General features: G+C 59.1%; 9 protein-coding genes and 1 tRNA gene. 9 read left to right on the top strand and 1 reads right to left on the bottom strand.

The window, feature by feature from the left end; all coding sequences use genetic code 11:
• Nucleotides 1-39 precede the first annotated feature (39 nt).
• The 6 genes from V1280_RS16685 (at nucleotide 40) to V1280_RS16660 (ending at nucleotide 6,472) form a co-directional block, all read left to right on the top strand.
• The gene (locus V1280_RS16685; protein WP_334526000.1) at nucleotides 40-1,473 is read left to right on the top strand and encodes a basic amino acid/polyamine antiporter; all 1,434 of its coding nucleotides are present in this window, start codon (nucleotides 40-42) and stop codon (nucleotides 1,471-1,473) included.
• Between the two features lie 23 nt (nucleotides 1,474-1,496).
• Entirely contained in the window at nucleotides 1,497-2,744 is a 1,248-nt protein-coding gene (gene arcA / locus V1280_RS16680; RefSeq protein ID WP_334525997.1) for an arginine deiminase, read from the top strand.
• Between the two features lie 520 nt (nucleotides 2,745-3,264).
• Nucleotides 3,265-4,479, top strand: a complete 1,215-nt coding sequence (locus tag V1280_RS16675; protein ID WP_334525995.1) for a sensor histidine kinase — start codon at nucleotides 3,265-3,267, stop codon at nucleotides 4,477-4,479.
• Between the two features lie 118 nt (nucleotides 4,480-4,597).
• On the top strand, nucleotides 4,598-5,227 hold the full coding sequence (locus tag V1280_RS16670) for a response regulator transcription factor (RefSeq protein ID WP_334525993.1): 630 nt from the start codon (nucleotides 4,598-4,600) through the stop codon (nucleotides 5,225-5,227).
• Nucleotides 5,228-5,383: 156 nt separating this feature from the next.
• Complete coding sequence (locus V1280_RS16665) at nucleotides 5,384-6,019, top strand: response regulator transcription factor (RefSeq protein WP_334525990.1); 636 nt, start codon at nucleotides 5,384-5,386, stop codon at nucleotides 6,017-6,019.
• Between the two features lie 366 nt (nucleotides 6,020-6,385).
• Nucleotides 6,386-6,472, top strand: a tRNA-Lys gene (locus V1280_RS16660).
• Between the two features lie 458 nt (nucleotides 6,473-6,930).
• Here V1280_RS16660 and V1280_RS16655 read toward each other — a convergent pair.
• Nucleotides 6,931-7,809 carry a GNAT family N-acetyltransferase gene (locus tag V1280_RS16655; RefSeq protein ID WP_334538328.1) on the bottom strand — a complete coding sequence of 293 codons (879 nt, stop codon included), beginning with the start codon at nucleotides 7,807-7,809 and terminating at the stop codon, nucleotides 6,931-6,933.
• A gap of 257 nt (nucleotides 7,810-8,066) precedes the next feature.
• On the opposite strand from V1280_RS16655, the gene V1280_RS16650 reads away from it, so the two are divergent.
• The 3 genes from V1280_RS16650 (at nucleotide 8,067) to V1280_RS16640 (ending at nucleotide 11,017) form a co-directional block, all read left to right on the top strand.
• Nucleotides 8,067-8,987: a 2-hydroxyacid dehydrogenase gene (locus V1280_RS16650; RefSeq protein ID WP_334525987.1), complete on the top strand. Its 921-nt coding sequence runs from the start codon at nucleotides 8,067-8,069 to the stop codon at nucleotides 8,985-8,987.
• 8 nt (nucleotides 8,988-8,995) lie between these two features.
• On the top strand, nucleotides 8,996-9,352 hold the full coding sequence (locus V1280_RS16645) for a cupin domain-containing protein (RefSeq protein ID WP_334525985.1): 357 nt from the start codon (nucleotides 8,996-8,998) through the stop codon (nucleotides 9,350-9,352).
• Nucleotides 9,353-9,559: 207 nt separating this feature from the next.
• Complete coding sequence (locus V1280_RS16640; protein WP_334525982.1) at nucleotides 9,560-11,017, top strand: NAD-dependent succinate-semialdehyde dehydrogenase; 1,458 nt, start codon at nucleotides 9,560-9,562, stop codon at nucleotides 11,015-11,017.
• Nucleotides 11,018-11,062 lie beyond the last annotated feature (45 nt).

Below are 11,062 nucleotides of genomic sequence, written 5' to 3'. Positions count from 1 at the left end.
ATGGCTGCATTTGTGATAGCAGATAATCCGGGCGCCTCTATGAGCACAGACACGGACGTCCAAAGGCTTCCGCTGCGGACCCTGACCGCCATGGTCGTCGGTGGCATGGTGGGCGCCGGTGTGTTCTCTATACCGCGCAATTTCGCGCAGGCGACGGGCATCTACGGCGCCCTCATCGCTTGGGCCATCGCTGGCGCCGGCATGCTCATGCTCTGCTTCGTGTTCCAGACGCTGGCCAACCGCAAGCCCGATCTCGATGCCGGCGTCTATGCTTATGCGCGGGCGGGATTCGGACCCTATGTCGGCTTCTTCTCGGCGTTCGGCTATTGGGCCAGCGCCTGCGTCGGCAACGTCTCGTACTGGATCCTGATCAAATCGACACTCGGCGGGTTCTTCCCCGCTTTGGGGCAGGGCAATACTTTAACCGCGGTGCTCATCTCCTCGGTCGGGATATGGGCATTCCATTTTCTGGTGTTGCGCGGCGTGAACGAAGCGGCGGGAATCAACGCCATCGTCACGGTCGCCAAGATCATCCCGCTGCTCTTGTTCGTGGTGTTATCGATCTTCTTCCTCAAGCCCGCTGTGTTCGCGGACAACCTCTGGGGCGGATCGGCCGGGGACTACGGCAACCTGTTCGAGCAGGTCAAGGCGACGATGCTGGTCACGGTCTTCGTGTTCCTGGGCATCGAGGGTGCAAGCAATTATTCGCGCTTCGCCGAGAAGCGCAAGGACGTAGGTGTAGCCACCGTCACGGGATTTCTAGGCGTGCTGGCGCTGTTCGCGTCGGTGTCGATTCTGGCCTACGGCGTTCTGCCCCGCGCCGAGATCGCGCAGCTTCGCCAGCCCTCGGTCGGTGGCGTGCTCGAGGCTGCGGTCGGCCATTGGGGAGCGGTGTTTATCGGTGCGGGTGTGATCGTCTCGGTGCTTGGCGCCTATCTGGCTTGGACGATGATGGCCGCCGAGGTGCTTTCGGTTGCGGCCAAGAAGCTGGACATGCCGGCGTTCCTGGCGCGAGAGAACGCCAATCAAGTGCCGTCATCGGCGCTTCTGATGACCACGCTGCTGATTCAAGCGGTGCTCGTCGCCACGCTGTTCTCGGACGACGCCTTCACCTTCGCGCTGTCGCTCTGCAGTCACCTCTCGTTGATTCCGTACTTTCTGTCCGCGGCCTTTGCGTTGATGCTGGTTTTTCGCAGGGAGACTTACGAAAAGGACCCACGCGACCTCCGCAAGGACACGATCATCGCGGTCCTGGCGACGATCTACACGATATTCCTGTTGTTCGCCGGCGGGACGAAGTTCCTGCTGCTCGGCTTCATCATCTACGCCCCCGGCACGATCCTGTACTACATCACGCGGAAAGAGCAGGGCAAACAGCTCTTCACGCCGGCCGAATGGGTCTTGTTCGCGGTAGCGGTGATCGGATGTGTCGTCGGTATCCATGGCCTCGCTACCGGCTATATCAGCATCTAGCCCAAGTACTAAAGGAGCCATCAATGGCGAATTCCTCAGCCTTCGGCGTTCATTCGGAGGTCGGTCAGCTCCGGAAGGTGATGGTGTGCTCGCCAGGTCGGGCGCATCAGCGGCTCACGCCGTCGAACTGCGATCAGTTGCTGTTCGATGATGTTCTCTGGGTGGAGAACGCCAAGCGTGACCATTTCGACTTCGTCACCAAGATGCGCGACCGGGGCGTCGACGTGGTGGAAATGCACAATCTTCTGGCCGAAACGGTGGCGGTACCGGAGGGTAAAAAGTGGATACTCGACAATCAGGTCGTGCCCAATCAGGTCGGCCTCGGCTTCATCGACGAACTGAGGAGCTACCTTTCCGGCCTGGACAATCGCACGCTTGCTGAAACCTTGATCGGCGGCCTGTCGACCCACGACTTTCCTGAGGAGCATGGCGGCCAGGCGATCAAGATAGTCAAGGAGGCGGCGGGCGCCACCGAGTACCTGCTGCCGCCGCTGCCGAACACGTTGTACACGCGCGACACCACCTGCTGGATCTATGAGGGCGTGACGCTCAACTCGCTTTATTGGCCGGCCAGGCACGAGGAGACGATCCTTACGACCGCCATCTACAAGTTCCATCCTGATTTCGCCGGCAAGATCAATGTCTGGTGGGGCGACCCCACACATGACCATGGGCTGGCCACGCTGGAGGGTGGCGACGTGATGCCGATCGGCAAGGGCGTCGTGCTGATCGGGATGAGCGAACGCACATCCCGTCAGGCGATCAGTCAACTCGCGGCGACGCTGTTTGCGAAGAAGGCGGCGGAACGCGTCATCGTGGCGGCGATGCCCAAGATACGCGCCGCCATGCATCTCGACACTGTGTTCACCTTCGCCGATCGCGACTGCGTGCTGACCGCGCCCGACTTCATCAATCAGACACGTACCTACTCCTATCGCCCGAGCAATGCGCCGAGCGGCGTCGAATTGCACGCGGAAGAGAAACCGTTCGTCGGCGTCGTCGAGGAGGCGCTGGGTCTCAAGCAACTTCGCGTGGTCGAGGCCGGCGGAAGCGACTATCAGCGTGAGCGAACACAGTGGGATAGTGGCGCCAACCTCGTTTGCGCGTCACCAGGCGTCGTGTACGCCTACGATCGCAACACCTATACCAATACGCTGCTGCGCAAGGCAGGCATTGAGGTGATCACCATCGTTGGCGCCGAGCTCGGCCGAGGTCGCGGCGGCGGTCATTGCATGACCTGCCCGATAATCCGGGACGCCGTGGACTACTAAGGAGCAGATAGCGGACGGTTCTGGCTGGCGAGACCCATAAGGCAGCTCTCATGGCTCGGGCGCCGTTATCGCCGGCCGTCGGAACTCGTCGCATGCAAGCGGGTGTTGAGCCAGGCATCCTTCTCCGTCGCGAACGCCTTGTACCGCGCGCGAGCGTCGCTCGACAGGATTTGACGTTGTGAGGATGCGCGGCCTCAGCATATGTCCCCCTTTCCCCGAGGCTTGGCGTGACGTCGGTCGGACCCGGTAAACCGTGGTCACAACCGACGAGTCTGGCCAGTGCTTACCGAAAGTTTTAATCATTATTGTTGGGCTTGAGCGCCGATTGTCGCGATGAACTGGCACAAACTGCACAGTAATATGCGGAAATTCATGTCAGACATGCGCGGTTTTAGACGAGATGGAATGTAGCTCACTGGTTGTAGTGAAAACGCGGGTGTATACTCTGCGTCATTCCCCTAGGGGTTTGCCTGCGGTTCCGTCGTCATTGCCGAGATCGCAGCGCGGGTAGCTCTCGAAATTGGCCGTTGAAGTCGATTTCAGGAACAGCCTGGAAAGTTGGGTGCGTACCGTGAAGCCTCACAGTCTTCTTGCCAGCGCGGCGACGCGACCCAGCTTCACGGAGCAGCTAAGTGTCTCGGACGCGATCGGCGATGGGCTGGACGGGACTGACCACGAAGACCTTCTTTTTGCGGTGCGCCCGTTGCGTGGCGGCTTCGCATATGAGGGGGTCAATCACGCCTTCGAGGCAGTCCTGGGAATGTCATCGCGCGAAGTGTCGGGGCTGGACATCTTCGATTGTATGGGAAGCGAAGATTCCGAGTCAGTCTGTGAAGCCCTCGATGCCTGCCTTGCAGACGCTACTGAGGTGAGAATTCAACACAGCCTGACACTCGGTGGTTTCCGGCGGGACGTCGAGACCATCGTTATTCCGATCTTTGATCCAATGGATGCTGACATCGTCCGATTAATCGGTCGTCACCGCATTCTCCTAAAGGAGTATCCCGGGGACAGAGCCGACGAGACCGCCGACCTTCGCAGAAGTGTCAGCTTGGCTTCCATTCAGGAAGATATCCAGCGACGGATTGCGTCCGAGCTCCATGATTCGACCTGCCAGCATCTGATTGCCGCGAGTCTTGGCGTGATGCGTATCCGCACCTGCCTTGGCTCGGCCGATGGGCTCGATCGCCTTTGCGACGATGTCGATGCATCGATTGACCAGGCCCTGAGGGAGATCCGCTCTCTCACCTATTTGCTACATCCACAGAACCTGATGGCGCAGGGACTGAAGGCGACGATCGAGTGCTATGCCCATGGCTTTGCCGCACGTACGTCGTTGCACGTCGGCATTGATATCGACGCCTCTGTCGATCAGCTCTCTTACGAGAACCAGCGTTCGTTGTTACGCGTCGTCCAGGAAGGGCTCACGAACATATTCCGCCACGCGAAGGCGACAGAGGTCAAAATTGTTGTCGACGCGACTAGCGGGCAGTTGCGGTTGACGATCAGCGACAATGGGCGTGGCTTTCCAGTCAGTCGCGCGACGGACGGAAACAGCGCGATGTCGATGGGGGTCGGTATTCCGGCCATGAGGGCGAGACTTAAGCAGCTTGGCGGCACCCTTGAGATCCGGTCCGATCCGGAAATGCTGCACTCTGGCACAACGTTGTGCGCGGTGTTCCCGCATCGTGTTGAAGCGAAGCGACGCAAGCGGCGATCGCCGCTGCAATCATGAGTGCCGGCGCGGGCACTCGGTAAAAATTAACACGGGTCTCCGGCTGCAAGCGGATTCCGCCGCCGGCCTCCGGCACTCGAAAGCTGAAGCACGGAGTTGATGATCGGGAGGTCCTGCTATGAAGCGAATCCTTATCGCCGACGATCACGAAGCTGTCCGTTCGGGCCTCCGTGCGGTGCTCACGCAACGTGTTGACTGGGAGGTCGTCGCGGAAGCGAGCGACGGCAGCAAGGCAGTCGCCGCGGCGATCGAGAGCCAGCCGCATGTCGCGATCGTCGATTTCTCCATGCCGCGCATGACGGGGGTGGAGGTCGCCCGGCGGATCAAGGAGTACCCGCTCTTGACCGAGGTTCTGATCTTTACCGTTCACAACTCTAGTTTGCTGGCCCAGCAGGCCTATCAGGCCGGCGCCCGGGCATTCCTGGCGAAGTCTGACGCAAACAAGCTGCTGCTGGCGGCTGTCGATTCGCTGCTGGTTCACAGGCCATTCTGCGTCAAGAACGCGTCGAATGAGTTCGATCGCGGACCAGCTGGCGCCGCGAGCGCCCACCAAGGACTTACGCCGCGTGAGCGGCTTGTCGTCAAATTGGTCGCGGAGGGCTATAGCAACAAGGGCATTAGTGCTATCCTGAACCTGAGCGTGAAGACGACGGAGGCTCACCGTGCGGCGGCAATGCGAAAGCTCGACGTGAACTCGACCGCCAGTCTGGTCCGATACGCAGTTCGAGCAAAACTGGTTGATGCGTAATCCAGAGTGCGAACGTCGGTACATTCACCGCGGAACATCAGGGTTTTGTATAATAACTCTCTTGAGGATGGCTGGTAGGATCGGCCCCCACTTGGCTACCGGCCATCTCCGTTGATTGGCCGGCGAATTCTGGGCCGACATTCGGGAAACGACGCCGTGAAACGCATCGTGATTGCCGATGATCATGAGGTTGTACGTTCTGGGCTTCGCGCGATCGTCGACACGCGCTCCGATTGGATCGTCAGTGGAGAGGCAACCAACGGTGAGCAGGCTGTGGCTTTGGCGTTGGAAACGCGTCCAGACATCATAATCGTTGACTACTCGATGCCGCTCATGAACGGAATCGAAGTTAGTCGTCGCCTCAGGTTGATGCATCTGCGTACTGAAGTGCTAATCCTCACGATGCACGAAAGTGAGGAACTCCTGACGGAGGCCATCCTGGCGGGCGTCCGCGGCTTCCTCTTCAAGTCGGATGCCAGGAAACATTTGATTTCGGCGATCGAGGCCTTGCTCGACGGTAGGCCTTACTTCACAAGTGTACTGCTTGAGAAGCTGTTGCATGACTATCAAATCAATAAGCAGAACAAGTCGGACGTGCTGCTCACCTCACGCGAACAGAGCGTTGTTCAGCTCATCGCGGAGGGACATACAAACAGAACGATCAGCGGCATCTTGAAGCTGAGCGTAAAAACTGTTGAGACCCATCGTGCCGCAGCCATGCGCAAGCTTGGGATGTCATCGACCGCGGAGCTTGTTCGCTATGCCATTCGCAAGAAATTGGTCGCGCCCTGAGTTGGCAGATGGTCCGCGCATGAGGCAGCATAGAGCCGTTGAGTTTTGGCACCTCGAAAGGTCCGCTGAGGGTCCATGCGCGGACCTGCCGATCCATCAGAAAATCTAAAGGACGGAGAGCCCGAACGGTTTTGGGCGTCATGGCCTGGCAGCTTGCGGCCCGTCAAGGACGGATCCATTGACGGGGATCCGCTGTAGCTTGCCCGACCGCTATCTTCGTCGGTTTGCTGCGCTATCCGCGAGTTGTTCTGCGCCACCCACGCCTGCGTAAAAGGGCGCGTGGCCGCTGTTCGGGCGGTCGCCAACAGGGCGAGCGACGAAACATCAAGCTTGTGCGACGAATGCCCATTTCAGCCGGACAAACCCGGTGCTGCGACTGGTAAGTCATTGATTGTGCTTAATGCGTGGCTGACTCTTAATCAGCGGGTCCCAGGTTCGAGCCCTGGTGCGCCCACCAAAGGAAAGTCTTTGGTTCCCAATAGCTTCGCCAGATGTCTATTGAGGAATAACGAGTTTCGTGCGACTTTTTTGTAATCGGACGTCGCACGGCTGGATTACCGCGTGACCTTCCTTTGTTTCTGCACTTCTCCTTGCTTATGTATCTTCGCGCCATTCGATACAGAGCGCGGATCCGATGGTACAGGGCAATTACTTGCTGGTCGTAGAATAGGATATTGCGGCGAGCAAAGCGGACATTCTGTTCTGCCTGTTGCCGCAGGGTGCTGGGAGTTACAGAACCAGACCCAGATCGTTTGGGTCGGGGGCCGAGTCGATCCGCTGCTACCAATCCTGCGATTTTGCAAGCTAAACTACGATTTTTCTCGATCCTGCACTCTCGCGGATAGCGCTCCCGGAAGCCTCGAGGATAGCGCCCGTCAGGCGCCTATCTAAATCAAGGTACGTGCACCGCTTCAGCTCAAGGCGTGACCGGCCAATCCGTAGACCCACGGCTCGTTTTCCTTCCGATGCAGGAATTGCCGTCCCTTGGACATAGTCGTGACTGTATCGTTCATCCCGAAGCGGCTCTGTTGAAGAAAGTCCGCAAAGAGACCCGTCTGCTCCCGTGTATCCACGCGGACGAACTGCCCGGCGAGATCCTTGAGATGCACGGCCGTGAGATGGATCGCCTCACAATCATTGCTGGCGACGATCGGGCCGATCACATGACCGCGCCCGAATTCGCGCTTCATGGAGTAACCGACGGTCTCTCCGCCGCGGCGCAAGGCGCAGATTGATGCGCCTTCAGAAAGCAATGCAAGCAGCCTCCGACGGTTGGTTCCGAACGCTCGTTCATCGAGTGCTGCGATCTCTTCGATGTTCTCGGTGGACAGGGAGCTCAATTCGCCGTCGAGGGCCGGCACCCGTGGGGGTGGTGATATGACCTCTCCTTGCCACAGATACACTGTGGCTTCCTTCGTGAAGCCCAGGGAGAGATAAAGATGATAGGCGGCATCGGTCGAGTTGAGGCTCAAATTCCTATCGCCACACCGCTCGAACACCTGCTCCATGAGCCAGCGGCCAGTACCTTGAGCCTGGGTTCGAGGCGACGTGATCACCAAGCCGATCGTCGCGAAGTCGTGGCCATGCGGGAACCACATCGCGCTGCCGAAGACGCGTCCTATGCCATCGACGGCGACGATACCGTGGCCGGCGCGGCGTAGGAAATCCCAATCCTTGGGTCGATGCGGCCAGCCAACCCCGGTCGAGAGCGCATGAAGCAGCTTCACATCAACTTCGTTGATGTCCCTCGCGGCCAGTTCAAAGGACTTGACGCGTACCGTTCGTCCCATTTCAACCTGCCCGTTCTTTCGCGATGCTGGTCTGGCACATCGCACTCTTTGTCGTCCCGCCACAATAAAGCAGCGGTCGTATTTCACCGCAGTATCGCATGGAAGCCCAGCAGGTTTCCCCTGTTTCCGCCGCTTTTTCCAAATCTTCGGCCCGTATTGCAACGCAATTCGGCAGGGAAAGCTTCGGCTTGCAGCTACCCTCTCGATGTTCAATCGCCCTCCCGGCGTCGTGCCGAGCGAGGCAGAGGCGTGCATCGATGGCATTTCTTTTCAATTCTGATGCGGCCAGGGGGGAAGTCTTCCGGGAAGCGTTTGCGTGCGAGCTCCCTGACCTGGAATTTTACCATTGCGGCGAATCGATCGACCCGGGAAAGGTGCGCTTCCTGCTGACTTGGAATGTGCCCAACGATCTCGCGCGTTTTTATAATCTGGAAGTGCTCTTTTCCATCGGTGCGGGGGTTGATCAGTTCAAGCCGGAGGCCATACCCGACCACGTGAAGATCGTGCGCATGGTCGAGGATGGTATCGTGCGCATGATGCAGGAATACGTCGTTCTCGGGGTAATGGCGCTGCATCGTGAGATGCTGGCCTATCGGGAGCAGCAGAGAAGGGGTCTTTGGCAGGCCCTGGCAACGTCCCAGGCAACCGACCGGCGTGTGGGCTTCCTGGGCCTAGGGATGCTGGCACAGGCTGCGATCGACCGCTTGAAGCCGTTTCGATTTCCTCTTGCCGCGTGGAGCCGCAGCAAGAGGGTGGTCGAGGGTGTCACCTGCTTCCATGGCGCGGATCAGCTTGGCAATTTCCTGCAAGGAACGGATATCCTCGTCTGTCTTCTTCCCCTGACGGAGCAAACGAGCGGTATCCTGAACGCAAAGCTCTTCTCGCTTTTGCCGGCGGGAGCGAGGCTGCTGCATGTCGGCCGCGGCCCGCAGCTTGACCAGGGCGCACTCGTCGCGGCGCTCGACAGTGGTCACCTGGCAGCCGCCATGCTTGACGTCACCGATCCCGAACCACTGCCGGAGAGCCATCCACTCTGGTCGCATCCGAAGGTGATCATCACGCCGCATATCGCGTCCGTGACTCAACCGCATACGTCAGCACGATCCGTCATAGAGAACATCCGGCGGCACCGCGCTGGACAAAACCCAATCGGCCTTGTCGATCGAACACTCGGCTAAAAAGCGCCATGTCCCTTCTGGTCACCATCGACATCAATCCGGACTTCGCACCGAAGAATGCCTTGCCTGCTCCGGAACGGCTCATTTCTGGCAATCCATCGTTCAAGACCTGGGCACAGGATGCCTCGAAAGGAGAGAAGGTGCTGACCGGTGTCTGGGAAGCAACGCCGGGCGAGACCCATTCCATCAAGGGCACCACCTTCGAGTTCTGCCACATTCTCTCGGGCCTCGTCGAAATCGAGGAAAAGGGTGGTGAGACCAGAAGGTACCGCGCCGGCGACAGCTTTGTGATGAAGCCCGGCTTTGTTGGGATCTGGCGCACGGTCGAGACAGTGCGAAAGATCTACGTCTGCCATTATGACTGAGACGATGCTGAGGGCAGCACTAGAACGGCCCTCAGAATATTCGACCTTCGAGGCCGCGTCTGACCAGATTCAACACGGCCAGACACTTCATTATCAATGAAAAATGCGGCGTGCGGTCCTGTACTGCTCGCATGAGACGGCTTCGTCTCGCCACTCGCAAATCAGGCGGTGATGGCGGGGTCGGACCCGAGGCAAGGAACAAGCCCCATGATTGCATTGAAGGACAAGGATCTGTTTCGCCAGCAAGCGCTGATCGGCGGCAACTGGCGGGATGCGAGCACGAAAGCCAGCGTTGATGTCATTGATCCTGCCAGCCAGAAAGTGCTTGGCACCATCCCCGATATGGGCCGAGACGAGACCAGGGCAGCAATCGACGCAGCGGCGGCTGCGTTCAAGCATTGGAAGACAAAGGCTCATGCAGAGCGTACTGCGCTGCTGGAGCGCTGGTATGAGCTCATGCGGCATCATGAGCAGGATTTGGCGCTTCTGCTGACGCTGGAACAGGGCAAGCCGCTTGCTGAAGCGCTCGGAGAGATCCGTTACGGGGCATCCTTCGTCAAATGGTTTGCGGAAGAAGCCCGCCGCATCAACGGATCGACAATCCCCGCGCCGGCCGTCGATCGCCGCATTCTGGTTCTGAAAGAGCCGGTCGGCGTCTGCGGGATCATCACACCCTGGAATTTCCCAAATGCGATGATCACGCGGAAGGTGGCACCTGCACTTGCTGCGGGCTGCACTGTCGTTATCAAGCCCTCCGAATTCACGCCTTTTTCGGCTCTCGCCATCGCTGTTCTGGCTGAGAGGGCCGGAATTCCGGCGGGCGTGATCAACATCGTGACGGGCATGCCGGCGGAGATCGGCCAGGAGCTGATGGCCAACGAAACCGTCCGCAAGATCTCGTTCACCGGATCGACGCGCGTCGGCGCTTTGCTGATGAAAGGCGCCGCCGACAACATCAAGAGGCTCAGCCTCGAGCTCGGCGGCAATGCGCCGTTCATCGTCTTTGACGATGCCGATCTCGACCGGGCCGTTGACGGCGCGATTGCGTCGAAATTCCGCAATGGCGGACAGACCTGTGTCTGCTGCAATCGCATTCTCGTGCAATCAGGCATCTATGATGCCTTTGCACAGAAGCTCGCCAGCCAGGTCGCGAAAATGAAGGTCGGCGCCGGCACGGACGAGGGGGTCGCAATCGGGCCTATGATCAATGGCGCAGCGATCGAGAAGATCAAACGGCATGTGGTGGATGCCCTGGATAAGGGCGCAAAGATCATCTCGCAAAGTGAAACAGTGCCGGAAGGTCGGCAATATGCCCGGCCTCTCGTGCTCGGTGGTGCAACAACTGAGATGCTGTTGGCCTCAGAAGAGACCTTCGGGCCGGTCGCACCGCTTTTCCGGTTCGAGACCGAGGACGAGGCGATCGCGATCGCAAACGGTACGCCATTCGGTCTTGCGGCCTATTTCTACACTGAAAGTCTGAAGCGTTCCTGGCGGGTTGCCGAAGCGCTGGAATTCGGCATTGTCGGCCTGAACACAGGCTTGATTTCGACTGAGGTTGCGCCGTTCGGTGGCGTCAAGCAGTCGGGCCTCGGACGCGAGGGATCTCAGCTCGGGATAAAAGAATATCTCGAGACCAAGGCGCTCCATGTCGGCGGACTGGACTGAGCGGCTCCTTGATCAGTTGTGGAAAAAGAAAAGGGGGCGGTCGAA

The organism is Bradyrhizobium sp. AZCC 2230, assembly GCF_036924495.1.
GTDB classification, from domain to species: domain Bacteria; phylum Pseudomonadota; class Alphaproteobacteria; order Rhizobiales; family Xanthobacteraceae; genus Bradyrhizobium; species Bradyrhizobium rifense.
Note: the sequence above shows the minus strand (reverse complement) of the source record. Positions and strands in the feature narration are given on the sequence as shown.

Bases quoted from the DNA above. Each gene is read 5' to 3' on its own strand.
- V1280_RS16685 (WP_334526000.1), top strand. From the start codon at position 40: ATGAGCACAGACACGGACGTCCAAAGGCTTCCGCTGCGGACCCTGACC.
- arcA (WP_334525997.1), top strand. From the start codon at position 1,497: ATGGCGAATTCCTCAGCCTTCGGCGTTCATTCGGAGGTCGGTCAGCTC.
- V1280_RS16670 (WP_334525993.1), top strand. From the start codon at position 4,598: ATGAAGCGAATCCTTATCGCCGACGATCACGAAGCTGTCCGTTCGGGC.
- V1280_RS16655 (WP_334538328.1), bottom strand. From the start codon at position 7,809: ATGGGACGAACGGTACGCGTCAAGTCCTTTGAACTGGCCGCGAGGGAC.
- V1280_RS16650 (WP_334525987.1), top strand. From the start codon at position 8,067: ATGGCATTTCTTTTCAATTCTGATGCGGCCAGGGGGGAAGTCTTCCGG.
- V1280_RS16645 (WP_334525985.1), top strand. From the start codon at position 8,996: ATGTCCCTTCTGGTCACCATCGACATCAATCCGGACTTCGCACCGAAG.
- V1280_RS16640 (WP_334525982.1), top strand. From the start codon at position 9,560: ATGATTGCATTGAAGGACAAGGATCTGTTTCGCCAGCAAGCGCTGATC.